This window comes from Rhodopseudomonas sp., from assembly GCF_013377015.1.
Lineage (GTDB): Bacteria > Pseudomonadota > Alphaproteobacteria > Rhizobiales > Xanthobacteraceae > JARJEH01.
In genome coordinates this window covers 919,582-942,311 of record NZ_JACABA010000002.1, presented here as the reverse complement: position 1 = coordinate 942,311, position 22,730 = coordinate 919,582, and the positions used below count along the sequence as shown (strand labels likewise).

19 protein-coding genes are annotated in these 22,730 nt (G+C 60.9%); 16 read left to right on the top strand and 3 right to left on the bottom strand.

Features of this window, described 5'->3' with window-relative positions; all coding sequences use genetic code 11:
* Window positions 1-263: 263 nt before the first annotated feature.
* Together HXX15_RS12850 and HXX15_RS12845 are read left to right on the top strand one after the other, a co-directional pair.
* The gene (locus tag HXX15_RS12850; protein WP_296516453.1) at window positions 264-755 is read left to right on the top strand and encodes a hypothetical protein; all 492 of its coding nucleotides are present in this window, start codon (window positions 264-266) and stop codon (window positions 753-755) included.
* Between the two features lie 67 nt (window positions 756-822).
* A complete protein-coding gene (locus HXX15_RS12845; protein ID WP_296516452.1) occupies window positions 823-1,470 on the top strand; it encodes a hypothetical protein in 648 nt (215 codons plus the stop codon).
* Window positions 1,471-1,589: 119 nt separating this feature from the next.
* On the opposite strand, the gene HXX15_RS12840 is transcribed toward HXX15_RS12845, so the two are convergent.
* Complete coding sequence (locus tag HXX15_RS12840) at window positions 1,590-3,494, bottom strand: potassium transporter Kup (RefSeq protein ID WP_296516451.1); 1,905 nt, start codon at window positions 3,492-3,494, stop codon at window positions 1,590-1,592.
* A gap of 588 nt (window positions 3,495-4,082) precedes the next feature.
* On the opposite strand from HXX15_RS12840, the gene HXX15_RS23185 reads away from it, so the two are divergent.
* The 14 genes from HXX15_RS23185 (at window position 4,083) to HXX15_RS12775 (ending at window position 21,179) form a co-directional block, all read left to right on the top strand.
* Window positions 4,083-4,367 (top strand): DUF6538 domain-containing protein, encoded by a 285-nt coding sequence (locus HXX15_RS23185; protein WP_366558583.1) that lies wholly within the window; start codon window positions 4,083-4,085, stop codon window positions 4,365-4,367.
* A gap of 177 nt (window positions 4,368-4,544) precedes the next feature.
* Window positions 4,545-5,036 carry a GGDEF domain-containing protein gene (locus HXX15_RS12835; protein WP_366558582.1) on the top strand — a complete coding sequence of 164 codons (492 nt, stop codon included), beginning with the start codon at window positions 4,545-4,547 and terminating at the stop codon, window positions 5,034-5,036.
* A gap of 425 nt (window positions 5,037-5,461) precedes the next feature.
* Complete coding sequence (locus HXX15_RS12830) at window positions 5,462-6,049, top strand: hypothetical protein (RefSeq protein ID WP_296516449.1); 588 nt, start codon at window positions 5,462-5,464, stop codon at window positions 6,047-6,049.
* 97 nt (window positions 6,050-6,146) lie between these two features.
* Window positions 6,147-6,821, top strand: coding sequence for a response regulator transcription factor (locus HXX15_RS12825; protein ID WP_296516932.1), 675 nt, complete (start codon window positions 6,147-6,149; stop codon window positions 6,819-6,821).
* Window positions 6,822-6,928: 107 nt separating this feature from the next.
* A complete protein-coding gene (locus tag HXX15_RS12820; RefSeq protein WP_296516448.1) occupies window positions 6,929-7,264 on the top strand; it encodes an Hpt domain-containing protein in 336 nt (111 codons plus the stop codon).
* A 9-nt stretch (window positions 7,265-7,273) separates the two neighbouring features.
* On the top strand, window positions 7,274-9,019 hold the full coding sequence (locus HXX15_RS12815; RefSeq protein WP_296516447.1) for an ATP-binding protein: 1,746 nt from the start codon (window positions 7,274-7,276) through the stop codon (window positions 9,017-9,019).
* Between the two features lie 487 nt (window positions 9,020-9,506).
* Window positions 9,507-10,202, top strand: a complete 696-nt coding sequence (gene bcsS, locus HXX15_RS12810; protein WP_296516446.1) for a cellulose biosynthesis protein BcsS — start codon at window positions 9,507-9,509, stop codon at window positions 10,200-10,202.
* A 104-nt stretch (window positions 10,203-10,306) separates the two neighbouring features.
* Window positions 10,307-12,724 (top strand): UDP-forming cellulose synthase catalytic subunit, encoded by a 2,418-nt coding sequence (gene bcsA, locus HXX15_RS12805; protein ID WP_296516930.1) that lies wholly within the window; start codon window positions 10,307-10,309, stop codon window positions 12,722-12,724.
* On the top strand, window positions 12,724-15,249 hold the full coding sequence (locus tag HXX15_RS12800; protein ID WP_296516445.1) for a cellulose biosynthesis cyclic di-GMP-binding regulatory protein BcsB: 2,526 nt from the start codon (window positions 12,724-12,726) through the stop codon (window positions 15,247-15,249). The genes bcsA and HXX15_RS12800 overlap by 1 nt, the downstream gene beginning before the upstream one ends.
* A 74-nt stretch (window positions 15,250-15,323) precedes the next feature.
* Window positions 15,324-16,379, top strand: a complete 1,056-nt coding sequence (locus tag HXX15_RS12795) for a glycosyl hydrolase family 8 (protein WP_296516920.1) — start codon at window positions 15,324-15,326, stop codon at window positions 16,377-16,379.
* Entirely contained in the window at window positions 16,364-18,310 is a 1,947-nt protein-coding gene (locus HXX15_RS12790) for a hypothetical protein (RefSeq protein ID WP_296516444.1), read from the top strand. The genes HXX15_RS12795 and HXX15_RS12790 overlap by 16 nt, the downstream gene beginning before the upstream one ends.
* A gap of 15 nt (window positions 18,311-18,325) precedes the next feature.
* Complete coding sequence (gene bcsN / locus HXX15_RS12785; RefSeq protein ID WP_296516443.1) at window positions 18,326-19,222, top strand: cellulose biosynthesis protein BcsN; 897 nt, start codon at window positions 18,326-18,328, stop codon at window positions 19,220-19,222.
* Window positions 19,223-19,228: 6 nt separating this feature from the next.
* Window positions 19,229-20,029 carry a response regulator gene (locus tag HXX15_RS12780; RefSeq protein ID WP_296516442.1) on the top strand — a complete coding sequence of 267 codons (801 nt, stop codon included), beginning with the start codon at window positions 19,229-19,231 and terminating at the stop codon, window positions 20,027-20,029.
* A gap of 292 nt (window positions 20,030-20,321) precedes the next feature.
* Window positions 20,322-21,179 carry a hypothetical protein gene (locus HXX15_RS12775; RefSeq protein ID WP_296516441.1) on the top strand — a complete coding sequence of 286 codons (858 nt, stop codon included), beginning with the start codon at window positions 20,322-20,324 and terminating at the stop codon, window positions 21,177-21,179.
* A 486-nt stretch (window positions 21,180-21,665) separates the two neighbouring features.
* Here the strand turns inward: HXX15_RS12775 and HXX15_RS12770 are convergent, their stop codons facing one another.
* Together HXX15_RS12770 and HXX15_RS12765 are read right to left on the bottom strand one after the other, a co-directional pair.
* A complete protein-coding gene (locus tag HXX15_RS12770) occupies window positions 21,666-21,851 on the bottom strand; it encodes a tyrosine-type recombinase/integrase (protein ID WP_296516440.1) in 186 nt (61 codons plus the stop codon).
* The gene (locus tag HXX15_RS12765; protein ID WP_296516439.1) at window positions 21,848-22,657 is read right to left on the bottom strand and encodes a tyrosine-type recombinase/integrase; all 810 of its coding nucleotides are present in this window, start codon (window positions 22,655-22,657) and stop codon (window positions 21,848-21,850) included. Before HXX15_RS12765 ends, HXX15_RS12770 begins: the two co-directional genes overlap by 4 nt.
* Window positions 22,658-22,730: the final 73 nt, after the last annotated feature.

Genomic DNA, 22,730 nt, shown 5'->3' with positions numbered 1-22,730 from the left:
CATGTTTCCGATCGGGCCTGGACCTTCGATGGCCGCCTGATGGGTTAGGATGCCCGCAGATCTTCCCGCCTATTGGGTCCTAGGAGGCTGAAGAGGGCGTTTTGCTTATTATTTTTATATATCGTCGCTCTCTCAGCCCCCTCGAAATCATATGGTCGTGGAATCCATAATGGCTGCGGATCTGGTGAATCGTTTTCGTGTGTGCTCAGTGGCGGGCCTTCGAGTCGGATCTCCGGTGGATTGAGTCTAGGATTGTCCAGGCCATGTTCAGCTGGTTAAAATCTACCACGCGTGCTGTCGAAGGTATTGGGAATCGCATTGAGGCCGACGACCTGTTTTGGCATCGTCGTCACCGGCAGCGCCGGTTGATTGAGAACGGGTGCCTTCGCCGGCCCGACCCGAGCATTCTGAGTGCATCGATTCCGGTGGTCTTTCTCGGTCGAAATAGCGATGGCCTTTGGGTGGTTCGTGACGCGGTGGGCCGCCGTGGGGGCGTGTTTCTCTTCCGCGCGTCGGCATTGCGGTTCGCCCGCAAATTGGGCGGCGACGAGCCGCCGGCCATTTTACTGGATCAGTTCCCGATTGCGTTGGACGCCGGCAATGCGGGGAATTCTCCCGTTTCAGTGCTGCGAAGATTCGGCTCCTTGTTGAGCGCCATTTTCGCTCGACCCGAGCGCAGCCAGCCAATGCCGGGCTCGCCACGGGTCAATCGAATTCGATCGAAGCGCAGTCCTGTGGTGAAGCTTGCCCACTAGCGTCCAATCCACGCGCCTGGCGGAACCGAGTCGTCTGCGGCGCCCTTCCACTGCTCAATTGCTATCGGTGCTGGCGGCGGCGCTTTCGGCGGCCGTCCTATGGCTCCAACTGATCCCCTCATGGCTCGCATTCGCGAGCCTCGGCGTCACGCTGGCGGCAGCCGGGATGATGTCGGACGTGCGATACGGCCGGATCAGATTGAAAAGGGGCAACGCTGGGACCGGTAAACTGCGGCTCGATACCAACCCTGCTGATCGCTGGACGGCATTTGCGCGCGTTTCGGAGCCGTTCGCAAAGCGGCGGACGCTGCGGCAGTTGGCGCGGGCGTCGCAAGGATCCGAAGCCATTCATCAGAAGCGACTTCGAGCCGAGGCACTGTTCTATGATCTGGTCCAGAAAACGCCCGCAGCCGAAATGCTGACGTCGCCAGCACTCGGCCGGCAGCGCGATTTGATCGCGACCCTGTCCATCAGAGATTCGGTTGCGAAGGCCGAACTGGAAGCTCGCGCTGATTCCATCAGAACGGAGGTCCTGGGGCAATTGCGGAACGGCACTGCGATCGCCCAGGGAAAAAGTCACCCCGGCGACGAGCGTGCAATTATCCAGCCAGCTCAGTGGCTGGATCTCGAACTTGATGGGGCGATGCAGAACGCACTCGGTGCCGTCGATGGCAAGGTGGTTTATTCGGAATTGAAGATCACCCGGCAGAACTGACCTCTAACTATCAGCCAATTCCGAGACCGGTTGGGGAGCGTGCCCCCCGGCTCGGCGGATAGAGCGAGGCATCCTACGCGAGACAAGCGAGAGCCGGTACGATCCTCATCGCGGGCCATTCAAACGTTGATTTGCATACCCACTTCGACCGCGCGGCCGGTCGGAATTCGGAAGTAAAGGCTCGCATCGTCGGACCATTTGGCCATGTTGATGAAGAGCAGGTTCTGCCAGCGCGGCATTTCCGACTCGGCCGCCGACCGGACCACTCGGCGCGACAGAAAAAACGACGTGCTCATGATGTCGAACGCCAAGCCCATCGGCCGGCAGGCCGCAAGCGCCTTGGGAACGTTCGGGGTTTCCATGTAGCCGAAGCGCAGCGTGATCTTGGCGAAGCTGTCGGTGACGTTTTCGAAGGTGGCCCGCTCTGATTCGGCAACACGCGGGACGTCTTCGGTAGCCACCCTCAGAATGATGTTCTTGTCGTGCAGAACCTTGTTGTGCTTGAGATTATGCATCAGCGCGGTCGGCGTGGAATTCGGATTGCCGGTAAGGAACACAGCCGTTCCCCGCACGCGGGTGATCGAGGACGACGCCGAGATCGTCTTGATAAACTCGTTGAGATCGATTTCGTCGCGAACGGTTTTCTTTGCGACTAACTTTGTACCGCGCCGCCACGTCACCATGACGACCATCAGGAAGGCGCCGATCATCAACGGAATCCATCCGCCCTCGACGATTTTGAGCAGATTGGCCGCCAGGAAAATCAGTTCGACAATCAAAAAGGGAACAATCACCAGCGTCGCGGTGAGGACCGACCAGTGCCAGCATTTGCGCATCACGAAGAATGCCATGATGCTAGTCAGCACCATCGTTCCAGTGACCGCGATGCCGTAGGCGGACGCCAGCGCACTGGATGATTTGAAGGCGAACACCAGGTACAGCACTGCAATCAGCAGCAGCCAGTTAGCGCGCGGAATATAGATCTGGCCCTTCTCGGTTTCCGAGGTCCGGCGGATTTCCATGCGCGGCAGAAGTCCGAGCTGAATGGCCTGCTGCGTCAGGGAATAGGCACCCGAGATCACCGCCTGGCTGGCGATGATGGTCGCGCCGGTTGCGATCAAGACCATCGGCAGCAGCGCCCATTCCGGAAACAGCAGGAAGAAAGGGTTTTCGAGCTTCTCGGGGTGAGCCAGAAGCATGGCGCCTTGTCCGAGATAGCAGAGCATCAGCGACGGGAAGACCAGGACGAGCCAGGCGAACTGGATGGGCTTCCTCCCGAAATGTCCCATATCCGCATAGAGTGCTTCGGCGCCCGTGACAGTCAGGAAGACGGCGCCGAGCGCGAGCAGGCCCGCGTGACCGTGGTGAAGCAGAAAGTCGATGCCGTAGAGCGGATTGATCGCGTAGAGAATACTGAGGTCGCCGAGCAGGTTCGCAGCGCCGGCGCCCCCCATCAGTACGAACCAGATCAGCATCAGCGGTCCGAACCACGCCGCGACGGCAGCCGTGCCCCAGCTTTGCACCACGAACAGTCCGACCAGGATCACCATGCTCAGCGGCAGGATATACGGGTCGAAGCCCGGCGCCACGAGCTTCAGGCCTTCGACCGCGGACAGAACGGAAATCGCCGGGGTGATGATCGCATCGCCGTAGAACAGCGCGGCGCCGGCCATGCCGAGCAGCGCGATCGTGGCAAATCGCCGGTGCATGACGCCCTGAAGCAACGCCATCAGCGTCAAGGTGCCGCCTTCGCCGTGGTTGTCTGCGCGCATGATCAACAAGACGTATTTCAGTGTGACGATGATGACAAGTGTCCACAGCATCAATGACATGACGCCGAAGATCATTTCGTGCGTCAACGCTCCACCTGCCGATGCAGCGGTCAAACTCTCTTTCAGCGCATAGAGTGGACTTGTGCCGATGTCGCCGTAGACGACTCCGATTGAACCAATCGCAAGCGTCCAGAACGAGCTCGGACGATGAGGCGTCGTGGATGCGGTTGGTTCGGAAATCGTTTCGCTCATGGCGCCCTCGAGCTTTCGTGTTTCGGGCGCAGCTATAGTGCAAGCGGCAGCGGCGACCAAATCAGGATCACTCCCCCTAGCTGCATCCATTGCTCGTTGGCCGGGAATAGCTTTCGCCGCAATGAGAGGATTTTCGGAGCTAAGTAAATGAAATAATTGGTTTAATCTGACAAGAAAGCAGGCGTCGGAATGGCAGGGAGGCAATTTTGGACGCTGATCCCCGGCTAAGGGGTCAAAATTAAAATTGCACACCGAAACACACCATCGCGCGGAAGGTTGCGAAATGTTGGAACAACTGTTGAAAATATTCAGAAAATCAGGAGACTTCCAATCTGAATACGGGATCTGCGCCCCCGAAGGTTCTGTTTAGGCAGCTGTCTCAAGGAGCAATTTGAGATGGTTGCAGGTCCTGGATTTGAACCTACACGCCAAGGTCAAGCAAACGGTCGGAGAAAATATCGCAGATTTGGGTGATGTGGGGAAAAGCGGTAGCGCTCTCCCGCTACCAGATCATTCCGGAAACCAACTTCGGAAATTTCTCAACAAAATCAATGATAGGCGCCTTGGGCGGCTGGCGATCTGTGTCGTGTGTCACATGGATCGTTCACACCGCAGGGGCCAAAATTGGCACGTTCCGCCTTCATCTCCCGTCGCGAAGGTCGCTACATTTTCGCGATCCGTACCCCCGCCTGTCTAAGGACCGTTTACCGGTCTGGGTCTATCAGGATTGCGCTCGGCACCGCGGACTACACGCGAGCATCGCTGCGGGCCGCCCGATTGGCGTCTTGGATGCTCAGGATCAAAGGCATGGACGAGGATCCGCAACAGGCGCTGCGCGCCCCAAACATCGACAATAGAAGACTGAAAACCTGACCAGTTCCTTTCCTGCTCCGAAGTGAGGCGAAGATCAGCCTTAAGCTGTGCAGCACGGGCAGCAGCTTGATCCGTGATCTGGCTCGCGGTCAATTCCGCACGGTCCGATCGACATGATGAAGGAGCGGAGTGAAGGCCGACTGCTGGCGACATCTCACACCGACGCCCTGACCGGTCTTGCCAATCGTCGCGGCTTCTTTCTCAAAGCCCGAACGTGTCTTGGCCCGCTCCCGACGCAACGGTACTCCGGTTGCCCTCGTGGCTTTCGACCTGGATCACTTCAAGGCCATCAACGACACTGGCGGTCACGCGACCGGCGATCGAGTACTGCAGGTCTTCGCCGAAGTCTGTGGAAGGATTCTCCGGCCTGGCGATTTAATCGGTCGCATCGGTGGTGAGAAGTTCGCAGCGATCATGCCGGGTTCGGGCATTGAAGCCGGCTATGCACTGGCCGAACGGGTTCGCAAGGCCGTGGCCGAGGCTGGCGCAATTGTGGACGGGTCGCCGGTCAATTGCACGGTCAGTGGTGGTGTCGTGGCCAGTTCGGCTCCGGACGATGACATCTATGCCTTGCTTCGTCAGGCGGATATCGGCCTCTATCGGGCTAAGTCTCTGGGACGAGACCGCATCGAGTGCTTTGGTACGACGAATCAAAGCCATGCTGCTTGATCCATTGCCGACGCCTCGCGCCATCGCATGGAAATCTCCCGAAAAGGGCGTTTTGTCCATTGTGAAATCATCGATGACCGCCGTTCGCTCGCTCCGGCGCTTTTGGTGGACACGCTCGCGACCGGCTACGCGACCGCCCAGATACCCCACCGGACGGGGTTGACCGTAATTCACAGTCGATGCCTTCCCGCTCAGCGCTCCATTCGTCGTCGCTGAAGTCGGGTTGTTCGTTGCAGAATGTTTCGGCTGCGGATGTCTCTTACAGAAAGAAGCGATCAGCGCAGCACCTGCTGGGACTTGTTGCCGCGTCGATGACGTCCGATCGGGCAAACATCTCCGTTTTCCAAATTCGATGCCGATAGCACGCCTTTATTAACCACGAGATCATAATTAAAGGTGAGACTGGCGACGATCTGGAGATGTCGATGGGCGCAATATCGCTGGGGACGAACGGGTATTCGACTGCGTTACAGCTCTTGCAGTCGGACCTGTCCAAGAACGGCTCCGCCGAAACCCCCAATTCAAGTGTCCAGATCGCGCCAACGGCGGCCGCCAAGTCTGATGCATCGCCTGGCGCGGTTCGAGCCGACGAGACGAGCAGCAATTCGGCGTCGCCCGACGATCTGAAGGCGAAAATAGACGCCCTCATCAAGAACGAAGTGAGCAACGGACGACTGACCAGCGATCAGGCCATCAAGCTGCAGAATGTGTTCTCGATCGCGTTCGAGGCGGAAGCGGCCGGTCACGGCGGCGTGCAGGGCGATGGTACTGAAGCACCGGCGACGAAGCCAGCCGACGCTTCGCCGTCCGCCGCCGGATCTGCGGCGGCCAGCCCCGCGACCAGCGCCGGCCGCACAGCGAGCGCATCGTCGGAAGATGTGGGCAGCATTCTGAACGATTTTCTCAAATTGCTCCAAGACGCCCAATCGACGGCTTCGGGCTATGGCGCGCGCGGCAATTCCAGCGCGACCGCCACGTCAAAGAGTGCCCAACTCATCAACTACAGAGCATAATTTTCACCAGCTCGTGAGCCTGCGGCCGAGATTCCCACCAGATAGCCGATATCAGACGCGAACAAATGCCGGGCCCTATCATGACCAGAGCCGATCGATGACCCTACGAACACACGCACTCGTCGCCGATGACGACGAGTTCTTTCGAATGGCCTTGAACGGCATCCTGACCCGGCAACTGGCCTTTTCCAGAGTGATCGAGGTCGGGTCGTTCGATGACGCGATGGAGCAGCTCGGCAACGATCCGTCGCTGACCCTCGCGTTGTTCGACCTATCGATGCCTGGCATCACCAGCGCGGCCAATCTTTGCGCGGTTCGCGAATGCGCCCCTGCGACAAAGCTGATCGTTGTTTCCGGATCGAACGCGCGTCGCGACGTCATGATGTCGCTCGATGCCGGCGTTCATGGCTATGTGCCTAAAAATCTGGGTCCCGTAGAACTTGCGCGCGCGCTGGAAAGCGTATTGGGCGGAGCGATCTTTGTCCCGGCATTTCTTGCCGAGGTTGGGGCCGAGCCGGTCAAGATCGACGCCACACTTGAGCAGCCTCAGGTCAGGCCAGGAGCGGATCTGATCAGGTCGCTGACCTCCCGGCAGCTTGACGTGTTGAAGCTGCTGGTCAAGGGACACGCCAACAAGGAAATCGCCAAGGCGCTCAATCTGGGCGAGGGCACGGTGAAGATTCACGTTGCGGCGCTGTTTCGCAGCCTGAAGGTGCAGAACAGGTCGGCGGCTGCCGCAATGGGTGCGCGGATGCTGGATCCGGTGTCCTGATGGTCGGTCGGTTGCCGGTCGATGGCTGTGGTGTCCACGGCGCCAGATCCGGTGGTGCGATCGGGTGAGGCCGGGCCGATGCGATCAAACGCCAGCATGGGTGCGCGATGAACCAGGAAATTGGCGAACTGAGATCGATGTTGGGAGCAGAGCGGGTAGTTGCCCTGTTGGCCCGCTTCCGATCGGAGCTGGAAGCACCTCTCACGATAGGTGATGACACGGTCGAACTGCGTGATCGCGCCCACAGGACCATATCCCAGGCCGGCATGCTCGGTTTCCACAACCTGTCGGATGCGGCGCGGAAACTGGAAAACGCGCCCCGCAACAATGTCGAACTGTCCGATGCCGTCGCGGTCGTCGTTGAACTGCAGGGCGAGGTGTTGGCGCAGATTGCGGTGCTGCTCGATGAACTGGCGTATGACCCGATGGACAAAACCAGATAGGTGATTTTGATGAAGGATGGCCTCGCCGGAAATGGCCAGATGCGCAGCGCGCCGGCGGAATTGCTGCTGGCCGCGCTGAACCATGCGCAGGACGGCTTGATCGTCGTGGACCATCACGGCCGCGTGGCGTTCTGCAATCGGAGCGCCATCGAACTTCTTGGTCTATCGCCGCAGCAGGTCCTTTCGCGACCGCTGATCTCGGAGCTGATGGCCCGGTATCGTGATGTTCAGGCTGCGAACGCGCCCAATGAGGCGGCGCAGAGCATTCCGCCCTCGGCATCTGCAGAAGACGGCCGTTACGAATATCAGCGACCCGACGGAATCGTCCTCAACATTGCGGCGGCGCCGTTCAATGGCGGTATGCTCTACACATGCAAGGACGTCACCGAACTGCGGCAGGTTCAAGCCAGTTTGTCGGAATGCGAGCGCGAATTCGGCGAACTCGCGGAGAAGTTCAGGGGCGTGATCGGGACGGTCATGCGCGACGTGACCGAACGCCAGAATCGCGCGGCCGAACTTTTGTCGGCAAAGGTCGCGGCCGAAGCCGCCACGGTGGCGAAGTCGGAATTCCTGGCTTCCATGAGCCACGAGGTGCGCACGCCGCTGAACGGCATCCTAGGATACACGGATCTGCTGTTGTGCGACGAAAGCCTCGAGAGCCGACATCGCCAGCGTGTCGGGAAGATCCGCTCGGCCGGCAATGCGCTTCTGAGTGTGGTCAACGACATCCTGGATTTTTCGGAAATCGAATCCGGTGGTGTTGTCATCGACAATGGCGAATTTTCTGTCACGTCGCTGATCGGATCGGCGCTGGAGATCGTCGAACCGTTGATCCTGGCCAAGGGATTGCGTCTGGTCACGTCGATCGACCCTCGCATCGCGCCATTGGTCTGGGGCGACGAGGCCCGGCTGCGGCAGATTTTGCTGAACCTGCTCAACAACGCCGTCAAGTTCACGGCCGCGGGTTCGGTCGGGATTTCCGTGACGCTGTCGGCGGCAGGCGGCGGGCAGCTTCTGCGATTCGATGTCAGCGATACCGGCATCGGCATCCCCGAGGCTCAGCGCGGCAAGCTGTTCCAACGCTTCTCGCAGATCGATACCTCTGTCCGACGAAAATTCGGTGGGGCCGGGCTCGGGCTCGCGATCTCCAAGCAACTCGTCGAGCGGATGGGCGGCACCATCAGCTTCGAATCTGCCGAAGGCAAGGGATCCACGTTCTCGATCGTATTGGAATTGCCGACGGCAGTGCGTTCCTCGGTGCAGGAAGTGGCAGAGGCCGAACCGGTTTCGAAGGGCAAGCGCGTACTTCTTGTCGAGGACATTGAAATGAACGGCGAGATCGCGCAGGCCATGATGGCGGCGGCCGGCTACGAGGTCGACATGGTGGCCGACGGCGTCTCGGCGATCGCGTCGGTGCAGACGAGCCACTATGACGTCATCTTCATGGACATCCAGATGCCCGGCTTGGATGGCGTGACGGCGACCCTCCGCATCCGCGAGCTTGAACACAACGGTGCGAATACGCCGATTGTTGCGATGACGGCCCATGTGATTCCAAGCGAAGTCGATCGGTTTCTCGCAGCCGGAATGAATGATCATATCGGCAAGCCGTTCAAGCGCGAGACGCTCCACGCCAAGCTGGCAAAGTGGTGCTCGCCAGGTCTTACAACAGCCCTCGCGCCACCATCGTCGCGCTCACCCCTGTCATCCTCCGCAAAGATACGAAATCCGACCGAGAGTGAACTATCCGGTTAGTCGATCATCGCTAACCGCCGCGGTGCCGGAGTTGGGCCGCCGCGAGAGCATCGATTCGGTTTGTCGGCAAATTAGCTGAATTGTTCGACGGCATGATTGATCAAGTATTAAGTACTAAGTCCCGCCTGCTAGGTCGCTCGGTCTAGGTCGATCAGTACGCTGGATGATCCCTCAGAGAAATTGTTGTGCGCTGAGGTCAAGAGATCTGCCGCGACGCTTGAACGACCAATTCGCGGACCGACCCCGACCAGTCGATCTAGTCCATTCGGAATTTGGGCCGTCGCCGGGCGGTCAAGGCTTCGTTTACTTCGCAAATGCCTGATGCACTTCTGAGTTCACCGGTCGAGGTGAGGTCCAGAACCGCCGCTTTTCTGCTGTGGTTGTGTGTTGGGAGCATGTTGTGTTTGGCATCTGCTTAGTTAGAAAGCTTGGAACGCTGTTCAATCGGGTCGCCGTGATCGCCGCGCTTGTTCAAATCGGCGGGTCGATGCAAGCGAAGGCGGCCGATTGGTACACCGGCGCCTCCGAGCCGAAGCCGTCGAAGGACTGGATCGTCGCTGTCGACTCATCGGCGACCGCAACTTCGACGGGGGCCGAATTTGCCTCCGTTACCGGTACCGTTGCCCTGGACCAGTCGCTGAATGTGAGTGGGACGCGGCTGCGAATCGAGACGCTCGCCGGGACCTACAAATACGATTCATCGACGACCGGCGAACGGATCAGGGGCGACCAAGCTGGAGTTGCGGTGTTGGGTGGTTATCAGTGGATAGCGCCACGCTCGGCGCTGTCGGTGTATGGCGGCGTTGACGTCCGCGATTGGCGGTTTTCAGGCTCCGAGGTCGGAGGTCCAAGTGCGGGGGTGCGCCAGGGTCTTAAGACGGCGGTGGAGTATTACGCCTCGCCATCCGACAGACTGATGCTGTTTGCCTATGGCTCCTATTCGACGATCTATAACGCCTATTATGGCAGGGTGAAATTGGGCTTGGCGGCGCTTGGGCCGGTCTATGTCGGCCCGGAACTGGCCGCGCTCGGCGACGATTTCTATCGGCAGTGGCGGATCGGCGGGCATGTCACGGGTCTTCAACTCGGCGGGCTGCAATTCGGCGTGTCGGCCGGTTACCAGATCGACAAGTCCGGTAGCGGTGGCGCCTACGGATCGCTCGACATTCGCGCCGCCTATTGAGCGTCAGCAACAGAAATCTCCCGAACATGCCGCCTCGCATCAATCAAGAGAGCTCGAACGGCAAAACCGCGCCGCCGGCACAGCGGCGCTACGCCGTTGCCGCGATCGCAAGATCGGCGGGATGGGCAGCGGCGCTGGCAATGATGGTCGCGTTCGTCGCCCAACCGATCAGCGTCTCGGCGCAATCCACCCTGGCGATTTTCGCCATTGTCGTGATGGCCGCGATCTGGCGCTTCGCGTCTGGCGCGCTGGCACGAACCGCCTTCCTCGCCACCGGAAGCCTGGTCGTGCTGCGATACGTGTATTGGCGAGCCAGCTCTACGCTGCCGTCGATCGACGAGCCTTTGAGCTTTGTGTTCGGGATCATCCTGTTCGCAGCCGAACTCTATTGCGTCGGGTTTCTTGCGATCAATCTGGTGATCAACGCCGATCCCCTGGTTCGCAAGGCTGCAACGGTTCAGTCGGACGAATCCCTGCCGAGTGTCGACGTGTTCGTTCCGAGCTACAACGAGGATCACAGTATTCTGGCCGCCACCCTGAGTGCGGCCGTTTCGCTGGACTATCCGCGCGACAAATTGACGGTCTGGTTACTTGATGACGGCGGCACCAATCAGAAATGCAACGATAGCGACCGTGCCAAGGCAGCGCTGGCGCTGCAGCGACGGATCGCGCTGAAGGCGATGTGTGAGCGACTCGGGGTGAGCTATCTGACCCGCGAACGCAACGAGCATGCGAAGGCAGGAAATCTCAACGCCGGCCTCAACGCCTCCAAGGGCGAAATCGTCGTGGTGTTCGATGCCGATCACGTGCCGTTCCGGTCCTTTCTGCGGGAGACGATCGGATATTTCGCCGAAGATCCGCGGTTGTTTTTGGTCCAGACCCCGCACGTTTTCCTGAATCCCGACCCGATCGAAAGGAACCTGCAGACCTTCGATCGGATGCCGTCAGAGAACGAAATGTTCTATTCGATCACGCAGCGCGGGCTCGACAAGTGGAACGGCTCGTTCTTTTGCGGCTCCGCCGCGCTGCTGCGCCGCGCGGCGCTGCTGGAAGCCGGCGGCTTTTCCGGCGTTACGATCACCGAAGACTGCGAGACCGCCTTCGAGCTTCACGCCAAGGGCTGGACCAGCCTCTATGTCGATAAACCGCTGATCGCCGGATTGCAGCCCGAGACCTTCGAATCATTCATCGGTCAGCGTTCGCGATGGTGTCAGGGCATGTTCCAGATCATGCTGCTGAAGAATCCGGCGCTCAAGCGCGGGCTCGCGCCGATTCAGCGGCTCGCCTATCTGTCAAGCATGATGTTCTGGATGTTCCCGCTGCCGCGGCTGATCTTCATGTTCGCACCGTTGCTGCACATCTTCTTCGACGTCAGGATCTTCAGTTCGAGCATCGACGAGACCGTCGCCTATACCGCCAGCTACATGGTGGTGAATGTGATGTTTCAGAGCTATCTGTTCGGTCGCGTCCGCTGGCCCTGGATGTCGGAACTATACGAATATGTTCAGGGCATGTACCTGCTGGGTGCGATCGTTTCCGTTGTGATGTCTCCGCGCAAGCCGACGTTCAACGTCACGGCGAAGGGCCTGTCACTCGATCGCGATCATCTTTCGGCGCTTGCTCTTCCTTTCGTGGCGGCGTTTCTGTTGCTGGCAAGCGGGGTGGCCACTGCCGCCTACAGGTACGCGTTCGAGGCGGGCACAACCAACCTGATGCTGGTGGTCGGGCTGTGGTCCGCAACAAATCTGCTGGTGGCGGGCGTGGCACTTGGCGTGGTTGCCGAGCGCGGCCAGGCCGATTGCAGTTCGCGTCTCGATATCGACCGAACAGGGACGCTGTCGTTTGCGGATCGTGCAATCGATGTCGCCATTCACAATGTGTCGGCAAGCGGCTGCTTGATCAGGACCTCCGAGACCGAAGCCTTGGATCAGGCCGCGGCGGCCGGCTCGGTCGGCAGTCTGACCGTGGTGGCGCTCGACGGACGGCCGTCACCGGCTCCCATTGCGGTGCGGCTGGTGCAGCCTAACGGAGAGAACGATGCAAATGGCCGCGCGCTGAGCTTCGATCAACTGCAAACCGAACAATATCTCGGTCTTGCCGAACTGATGTATGGCGACGGCGACGCGATGACCCGGTTTCTCGCCAGTCGGCGCGACCGCATGACATTCCTGCAAGCCACGCTGCAGTTCATCTTGTGGGGTTTCGAAGGCCCAGTGCGGGCATTGCTGTATTGGCAACGCGGAAGAGCGGCCCCGCCGATCGCGGTCGTCGAAACACGTGTCGAACCAGCGAACGTGGCGGCGCCGGCGCTCGCTTCCGCAGGGCCGATCGACGAGATCGAGCAAGATGTGATGCCGTCCTCTGCTCCGTCGGCGCCGATCATTCATCCGGCGTTTCCGGCGTGTTCGCGCGAGCCGATGTACGACGTCTGGATGCAGTCCATGCTCGCGCTCGCGGCGGAGGAATTGAGGAAGGCATCCGATCAGGACCGCGCGGCCGGCGCCGCGCTTCGGGTGGCGTGATGCGGGCAATTGCTCCGAGTTACAGGGGGATCCGCTCGATTGCTCTCGTCGGCGGCGCGGTACTGGCATTGCTGGCGACGCAGACGCCTGATGCTCTGCGTGCCCAAACCGTGCTCGGCACCGCCGGTCTCTATCAGGACGCAGCGTTTGGTCGGCCCGCGCCGACAGGTGCCGCGCCGCTGCCGAGCCATCCGTCGGGGGATGATGCGAGGTTAGCTTCGCCGATGCTTCGCCATCTTCCGCTGTCGGCCGCCGGCTGGCGGATCGACGGGGAAATCGGCGCGCTGACCTGGCAGATTTATCTGAGTAGTCCCGAAGCCGCGTCGACCAGATTGTTCCGACTTGGCTACGAATCGGCCGCGTCCGTGTTGCCGGAGGTGTCGTTGCTTGCTCTGCGCATCAACGGCGTCGAGATCGGCCGGACAGGAATTGCCGCGCCGGGGGATCTGGCACCGATCGAATTCGCGATTCCGCCCAATGTGCTTCGTCACGGCTTCAATGAAGTCCGGATTGCCGTCGATCAGCGTCACCGCGTCGATTGCTCCACGGAAGCAACCTATGAACTCTGGACGCAGATCAATCCGGCCGCTACCGGCTTTGTCGTGGTGGGCGACCTCGCTCTGTCGAGACCATCCGATCTCGCCGCCGTCTATCCGCGCATCGACGGCAGCCTGGTGGTTCGCGTCCTGTTCGATGGCCGGATGAGGCCACAGCGCATCGACCAGATTATCCTTGCAGCCCAGGCAATCGCCCTCGCCGGGCGGTTCGAGCGCCCGCTGATCAGCTTCGCGGCCGATCCCGATGCGGGTTTCGGAATCAACCTGATCGTGGGCACCGCCGCGGAAGTGAGCGGCGCGCTGGTGGCATTCGGCCAGCGTTCAGACATTTCCGGCCCCACCGTTGTGCTGACCAGAAGTCGCCCAGGCGCGGCTCCCACCCTGATTGCGACGGGACGCAACGATGAAGAGGTTGCCGCCGCCGTCGCGCAATTGTCCGCGCCGGCCGAGCCGGGCGGACCGGTCGGGACTGCGACCTCCACTTGGCCGACGCAGCGCAACGCATTGCGGATTGCGGGCGGTGAGCAAATTCATCTCGACGACCTTGGGCTTTCGAATCTGGAATTTTCGGGGCGGGTGTTCCGGCTTCCGATCGAGATCGCAATGCCGGCGGATTTTCTGGTCGCCGACTACGGCAAGCTCTCGATCAATCTGCACGGTGCCTATGCGGCGGGACTCCTGAGCGGAGCGCAGCTGCAAGTGAATCTGAATGGCCGCGATGCTGCGAGCGTGCCGTTGTCGAATGCGTCGGGTGGGCTGTTCCGCCACAACGACATCGTCGTGCCGCTGGGCGGGATGCGGCCGGGCCGCAACATTCTGGAGATCACCGCGAAGCTTCCGCATGGCAGCGACCAAATCTGTGACAACGGCGTTGCGCTGAACGAAGCCTCAGAGCGGTTTCTGCTGCTGGGCGATTCCGAAATCCGGTTTCCGCGCATTGCCCGTGTCGGGCAAATGCCGGATCTGGCGCAGACGATGGCCGGGGGCTATCCCTATTCCATTCCGGGATCGCGACCGAAACTCTATGTACCGAGCCCCGATCGCGAAACGCTCTCGGCCGCGATCACCTTGGCGGTGCGATTGGCGGTGGTCGCCGGTCATCCGATTGCGTTCTCGCTGGTCGCGGCCAATCCCGGTGCCGATTCCGGCCACGGTCTGGTGGTCGCCCCGGCCCGTGCACTCGATCCTGCATTGATGACGGACATCGGGCTTGACCCGAAGGCGGTCCAGCGCGGCTGGCAAGAGCGCGCGACACCCGCCGCCCAAAGCGCCGACGCTTCGACGTCCGATAATCCCGGGCCGGTCAAAGCCGGCGGTCATGCCGGGCGACGTCATATGGTGATGGCAGCCCTGCACGGACGCTCGCGCGTGGAGCCGTTCGCCGTCGAGATGGATACGCCCGACCCCAATGGGCGGGCCGCTCCGAGCAAAGCCTGGAGTGATATGCTCAGCCACAAGCCCGTTGTCGATCAGGCGTTGGATCTGGCCCGCTCCGCCGCGGCTCGGTCAGCGGCCACGCTGAACGCAGCGGTCGCTGCGGTGCGCGTGCAACTTGGCGCGCATCGCGCATCGGCCGATCTCGAGATCGGCCGATCGGTGTCTCTCATCATGGCGCAAGGCTATCGCGCCACTGATCGCGACGATGTCGTGACGATCGTCACCGCGCCCGATCCCGGTAGTCTCGCGCGTTCCGTCGAGGCCATGGTGAGCCCGGCCCGATGGACCGGGTGGCGTGGCCGGCTCGCGGTGATGAACGAGGCCGCGGAGATTCTGGACACCACCGATGCGAGGCAGATTCGCCTGATCGAGACCCAGCCGATTTCGCTGCTCAACTTGCGGCTTGTCGCGGCCGGCTGGTTGTCGCTGCATCCATCGATCTACGTCATTGGCGCGCTGCTGATGGCGGCGCTGCTGGCGCTCACGGCAAATGCGTTGGTCAAGAACGTCGGACGGAGAAATGCAACATGAATTGGTGGCGGTCTCCGATCTTGCAATCGTTGTTCGCGATCGCCCTGATATTGATGGCGACGAACGCTGCTGTGATGGCGCAGTTTTCGGATCTCAAGGCGTCTGATGCGCAGGCCGACAGCGCGCCGGCGCTCGCCGGCACGCTATTGGATCAGGCCGCCTGGCGCGCCTACAAAGCGCGTTTCGTCACCGAACAGGGGCGGGTCGTCGATACCGGCAATGCGCAGATCAGCCATAGCGAGGGGCAGGGCTACGGCCTGGTGTTGGCTGTCGCAGCCGGCGATCGCGACGCGTTCGACCGGATCTGGGGGTGGACCCGGGCAAACCTGATGGTGCGCGGCGACGAATTGTTGGCATGGCGCTGGGAGCCGGACAAGCGCCCGGCGATCGCCGATATGAATAATGCAACGGATGGGGATCTGCTGGTGGCCTGGGCTTTGACGGAAGCCGACAGTACCTGGAAGAATACGTCCTACCGAATTGCCGCACGTCGCATCGCCGTGGAGGTCGGTCGCAAGCTGATCCTGCCGCAGACGCAGCATGGATCGCTACTACTTCCAGCCCTTGCCGGATTTGCGGCGGAGGAGCGGCAGGACGGCCCGGTCGTCAATCTCTCGTATTGGGTGTTTCCGGCGCTGGATCGACTTCCCACCATCGCGCCGGAATTCGACTGGGCCGCGCTGTCTCGCAGCGGCTATGAGTTGTTGCGGAAGGCCCGTTTCGGAGCTCAGGGGCTCCCGGTGGAATGGACCGCTCTTGGCGCCTCCGATCCGCATCCAGCCACGGGCTTTGCGCCGAGCTTTGCCTACAATGCGATTCGGATTCCCCTCTACCTGGCTTGGTCCGGAATCGGCAGGGAAAGCGATCTCGCTCCGTTCGTCGCGCTGTGGGCCAAACACCCGGCGCGGGGCTTGCCGTTGATCGATACCGCGGGCGGCCGCCAGATTGGGTGGCTCGAGGAAAAGGGCTACGCCGCGATCGCCGATCTGGCCGCCTGCGCCGCCTCCGGAACCAAACTTCCGGCATCATTCAAGGCCGCCAACATCGCGGAAAACTACTATCCGGCCACGCTGCATCTGCTGGCGCAGATCGCCGCACAGATGAGGTATCCGTCATGCTTGCGCGGCTGACGCTGCTTCGCGTGCTCATGGTGCTGCCAATGCTGTGCGGTGCGTGCGCGCCATGCCTTGCCGCCGGGGCGGCAGGCGGCGATGAGTCCATCGTGAAAAGCCGGATCGAACGGCCGAAAGCGCGCGTCGACGAGGTCGCGCTTCGCTACTACGCGTCGCGGAAGCAGACGGCGCGGGTCGAGGCGGAGACGCGGCGATTGCGCCGACTCTATCCGGATTGGCAACCGCCGGCGGACTTGTGGACGTTCAAGCCAGGCAGTCCTGAGGACGGTCCGCTATGGGATTTGTTCGCCGCGGAAAAGCTCGACGAACTGCGCGCCGCGATCGCCGCGCGCATCGCGCGCGACAGCAATTGGACGCTGTCGTCCGACCTGGAGCAAAAATTACGGCGCAAAGAGTTGCGCGTGGCACTGCTGGCGAATGCCCGAGCAAAACGCTGGGGCGAAGTGGCATCGGCGGCAGGCAATTGGCGCGCCGATGTCGCAGCCGACGATGTCGAAACGCTCTGGTATGTCGCCGAAGCATTTTCCAGGATCCGGCGAAACGTCGACGCCCTGCAGGTGTTGGACGCCATCCTGGTCAGTTCCGCAATCCCTAGCGAACGGACCGCGACCGTCCAGAAGGCGCTCGGCCTGCTGTCGATCAACGACGTCGATCGATTATTGCAGCGCGCCCGGGTGGATGCCGCCGGCGGCAGCGAATTCGATGGCATCGCCGTCGACATCACCCGGGCGCGGATCAGTGCCTTGCTCAACGACACACGGGCCAGGGACATTTCGGCAACCGATTTCGCCAAATTCAGGGACTACGCGCAGGCCGCGTCGGAGCCGGATCAGGCCGCGCTCCTGGCGTGGTACGCACTGAAACGCTCCGACCCGATGGAGGCGCTCGATCAGTTCAAAACGGCGATCGCAAAAGGCGGCGATGCAACCGTCGCTCTTGGGCTTGCGCTCACGCTGAGAAGGCTCGGTCGCCTGCGCGACGCCGAAGAAGTCGCCTATGCATGGCGCGATCCGTTGCCTGCCAATATGACACTCTACATCGACATTGTTGCGGAAGAACTGGCCCAGCGCGCCCCGATGGATCCTAAGCGGCTCGCACGCTATGCCGAAGTCACGCTGGAGACGGCGTCCGGCGAGGGCGCGCAGGCTCTAGCATGGTACGCCTATAACAATTGCCAGATGGAACCCGCCTCGGAATGGTTTCGGCGCGCGATAGCCTGGTTTCCGAAGGAGACGACCGCACTCGGCTATGCCTTGACCTTACAGCGGCTCAAGCGCAATCGCGATGCCGTCGAGATCATCAACCGCTATGACGGATTGTTCGCCTCCGTCGTCGAATTGATGTTTCCCAACCCCCAGCGCGCAGCGGAGGACGCCTGCAGCAAGAGCCAGGTCCAGGCGGACGGATCGGACAATCGCGGTGCCGAATCCTTCATGTCCGATCTTCGGACTGCTTCGCCGTCACAGGCGCTGGTCGCACAACGCAAAGGCGGCCGGTGGTCGGTGCCGATGCCGGACAGGATCGAAGCAGGCAACCGGGAGCGAGGCGCGCCAGGCCGCGGCGAATTTCCGATCGCGGTTGTTCTCGAAAATCCATTCCGCTCACCGGCCCCAGGCGGCATCGGCGTAAAATCGCCCGCGGCGGGCTGGAGGCCTTCCGATGTTGCAGCGCCGATCACCGAAGCGCGACGGGTGCCGGGTGTCGTAGCCATGCCCTACGAACGCTTTGGCAGAACGCTGCTGCCGGGCTGGAACAGGATTCAGCAGGCGAGCTCGTCGCCGAACGCGATGCTGCGGTCGCCGCAGGGGACGCAATGGGCCGCCGAGCAGGCGCTGGTCGATGCGTCGCAGCGGCAGTCCGCCGACGCCGCGGCCGCTAATTCCGCCGAAATCGGCAACGCGACCGCCGCAAACCGCTTTCATCCTTGAGCGAGGACCGCTGCTATGAATCGCCCGATACTTGCTTTGATGCTCCCGACGTTGCTCGGTGCCTGCGGTCTGTCCGGACAGGACCGTGTCGCAAGTGTGAGCCTGGACCGGGCGGTGCAGCCGGCCCGGGCTCCGATCTCACGCGACGCGGGAAGCTCCGCCGAACTGGCAATCGCCACGCTGCCTTCCGAGGCTGGCCGGATCGCAAAGATCACCAGCCAGCCGTTTCCCGACGGCATTCGGCAGACCATCGCCTATGACGGCGTCATTCCGGGTCTCAAGCCAGGCCAGATCAATCTCAGCCTGCGCACCGCGACGCGGTTGGAGCCAGGCGACGGCCCCGCGATTGCGCTGTACAAACCGACTGAAGCCGCGATCCGGGCCGAACTGGCCTCGGAATTTCCGACCATGGAGATGCGCATCGTCGATCCGCCGAGGTCCAATGCCTATGGCGTCTACGGACTTGCCGCGGGCAAGTGGGCGAACGGCGCCGCCTGCATTTATGCCTGGCAATGGTTGGAGCGGCTGGACGCTCTGGACACCAGCGACGTCGCGGCGCCGGTTTCGCTGCGGGTGCGATATTGCCGGATGGGAGCAACGCCCAATCAGCTCGCAAGCCTGATCGACGGCATCAGGCTGGACCTGTCCCGGCGTCCCGGCGATGTGCAAGCTGGCGTCATCGAACAGGTAGCCAAGTCAATTGAGCCGCCGCAACCATCCCCCCCGAAAAAACAAACAGGCAGAAGCCGTCCGCAGCTCGCGTCGTTGCGGCCCGCGAAGCCAGCTCCGGCGACGCAGGCGGTGCGCAGAATAGAAGCGTCGGCTGACGCACCGGCGCCTGCGCTCGATCCGACTCTGCCCGCCGCCGCTTTTCGGGGGCCGCTGACCGTGGCTCGCTCCAACAGATATTGAGGTCACATGGCAACGCCGCGAATACTTCTTGTCGAGGACGATCCGTTCGCTCAAGAGCTGATCACGTCGATACTGGAAAGACATGACTGGAGGGTCGACCTCGCAGCCGACGGCTTTGCCTCGTTGCGGCTGTTGCGCGATAACGTCTACCAGGTCGCGCTGATCGATTACCATTTGCCCGAGATGGATGGCTACGCGCTGGCGCGCCTGATGCGCGATGACTGCGGAGCGCATACCGACCACCTGCACCTGATCGGTATGACGGCGGATCGGCACGGTCTGGCGGCGCGTCGCGGCGTCGATCACGTGTTCGACGACATCCTGGCCAAGCCGTTCCAGCCGGACGACCTGATGGCCGCATTGGCGAAGGCGTCGCCGGCCGATTCCGAGCGTCGGGACGTGATGGAGGCGGCGGCCGCACTGCTGGCCAATCCAGATTTCGATCGGGCCCGTAGCGCCGCCGCATCGATCTGGCGAGCGCGGGGGCTTCGCGGCTTTCCCAGGGCACAGGTTGTGCCCGCACCGACTGCCGAGCAGTCGGCGGCGGTTCGGATCTGCTTCGATATCGTCGAGGATGCGTCCGCGGAGATCGTTCTGATCCTCGATGCGCGGGGTCTTCAGGAATTGCTCCGCTCGCGCCTCTCGACGGCATCGCATCTGCCGATCGTGACACTCGACAACGCACTCGCGATCGTCGCGGATGCCTATTTTTCCGTGGCTGAATCCGCGTCGTGGTCGAGCGTCGCAGGACTGGTAAGCGGCGGTGAGATTCGCGAAAAGCCGACGATTGCGGGTCGCGGCGGCTAACGACACAGCCACGCAAGCGGCCGCGCTGAGCAGGTGACTCGTCGTTGATATCAATCAGCCGGATGGGCTAGATCGGAATAAGAGGATCCAAAACTCCCGCTGGCGCGGCAGATGCCAATAAATTTAGGAGATACGCTATAGCGTTGTCCATGAGGATCGCTCGGCTACAACTACCTGGAAATGGCAAGGCCAGCAGCGATCGACGCGTTCGGCTCTGGTGATTGGCTCACTGCAGACAATCCATCGAGGCGTTTGCGGGTAATACCTCAGGCCGAGCTTAGGAAAACGCAGCATGTTACATCTTATGACGATCTCCGCCCCGGAACAAATGCCGGCGGTCAATGCTCCCGCTGTCTCGCAGTTGATTTTTATTGCCCAGTCCAGTGTTGTGGCGGCGACGATTTTTCCACCCGATCATCCTCAGCTATACTTGTTTATGGGTCTGCTGCTGGTCGCGGCCTTGCGCTTGAACGCTCGGAGAATTGTGATCGCCAATTTGGCGGTGAGCATCGTCGCGTTGGGGGCCATCGTCGCGGCGATGACGTTGAACCGGATCGAGGCGGGGGCCGTGGCACTTCACATGCCGTTGCCGCCGATCTTTCTGGCGTTGTTTCCAATTGTTGCGGTGGCGCTGGTTCTCAGCCCCTTGAAACGACGCGGAGGTCAGCAGATGAACCGCAGCACGCACCTGCCGGTCGCGCAGAGGCGCCTCAGGTCGCTGTGGCCTACCGACGCCGTGCTTACCGTCGGGCGATTTGCCGTGGTCAAAAATCCGATCGCGCTGCTGCCCGTGGTCGATAGTTGCGTCTCGGCAATGATTGAGACGGCCGAGCGCAGACAGATCGAGATCAAGATCGATGTCTCGCCAAGCGTACCACGATATCTCAATGGAGACGAGGCATCATTGCGTCGATTGCTATGCCGGCTTCTAGAAAACGCCATTGAAGCTGCGACACAGCGATGTATCGTGATAACGGTAACGGTCGATGAAGTCGGACGGTCCGGTGTGGTGCGATTCGCCGTTGGGGATCGCACAACGCAGCGATCGCACGCCACGCAAGGCGCGCGTTTCGAAGCGGTCTGGCGAGTGGTCGTCTCCAAAGGCATTGCTCGCGAGCAGCGCGCAGACATTGCTGGCGAAGAGATTTAGCCTTCGATCGTTCACTCTATCGATAATCATATTGGATCCGAGCGACAACTCACGCTCCGATTTGTCTGATCTGCCGGGAACTGATCCCGAGCAGCGACCGGAGCGGAACCGGAGGAGACGAACTCAGCGCACTGGCGTGAGTGTTCGATAAACTCCCTGCCGCCGATGCTCTGAGTCGATGGCGGCTGCCGCATTTTGATGTTCGGGGCGAGGGACGTGGGCTGCCGAGGAAGTTTGCGTCTACTACGCCGCCAATCACTTGCCTATTTGAAAAATGGCTTCCTGCGCAGAGGTTTACACTGCTCGTCGTCGATACGAGAACAGCGCGTCAGCGGTAGTGGGTAATGCACTGTAGCGCTCTCCCGACTCGAACCCCCGAAATAGTTTGGTGGCGAGCTCGTCGACGCGGCAACTGGCCGTGAGCCTTGTTGATATAGAATTTGAGGGAAGCAGCAGTACTTCATCTTATCCGTGATTGAATCTGAATTACGCCATCCGAGCCGGATGAATTGAGTGCAGGGTTTCAGGCTTGAGGTGAGTGTAGCGGCGCAGCATTTTCCAATCCTTGTGCCCGGTCACCAGCGCCACCTGTTCGATCGAAAATCCAGCTTCAAAAAGTCGGCTGGTGGCCTCGTGACGTAGATCGTGAAAATGGAGGTCGATGATTTTCAATTCTCGGCATTGACGACGAAATGCTGTCCCGACGGATCGTCCATTGTATGGAAAAATCCGGCCTTCGCGAATGTTTGAAAACCGGCCTGTTCTTCCAAGATTTTGCATGCGTCATAGCCGGATACGTCCAACAACGGAATTCGTTGGTCATTACCCTTTTTCTTTCGAGGATCCTTACGGTCGCGAACAACAAGCATTCGCCCCCTGGGATCAAAATCGCGCCACTCTATTCGCGCTATTTCATTTTGCCTCATTGCCGTTGCGACCGCAAATCGCACAATTCTACCAACCGGGATCTTTTGCCGAACGTTCCCTTCCAGCTCTGAAATGATACGATCAAGCTCATCTTGCGTAGGACGACGATCGCGCTCATCGCCTTTGCCGACAAGTCCGAGGCGCCCGAGAGCAATGCGGGCGAGATCTATCGGTTCAGTTGAAACGATAACGCCATGCACCGCTGCCGCATGCGATAGGATCGTCTTGATATATCCAAGATCAATACCAACCGTGACAGGACCGGCGCCCTCAAGCGCGCGCTCTTTTCCAAACTTGATAAGGCAGTCTCGATCTAATTCTGGAAGACGAAGGTGCCCAAGTCTCTCGTCGAGGAAGATCAGACTGGCGCTCTTCGAGCGTCCGATGTTCTTGCCCACTTCCACTAAGTCTTGGCGATGAAGTCCGATACGATCGCAAAAGAGCTGAGCATCTCGTGATTTGCGTGTCGCCGCCGGGTTCTTGCCGATCAATCCGACGCTCAATATCAATCCCCCATTCCTCAGCATCCTTTCGGCGAAGGAATGTCTCATTGACATACTTCCCCTTTCGTCGGACTTGGACTCGCCAGGAGCCTGATTTCAGTCTCGTGATGGTCGCCACGCG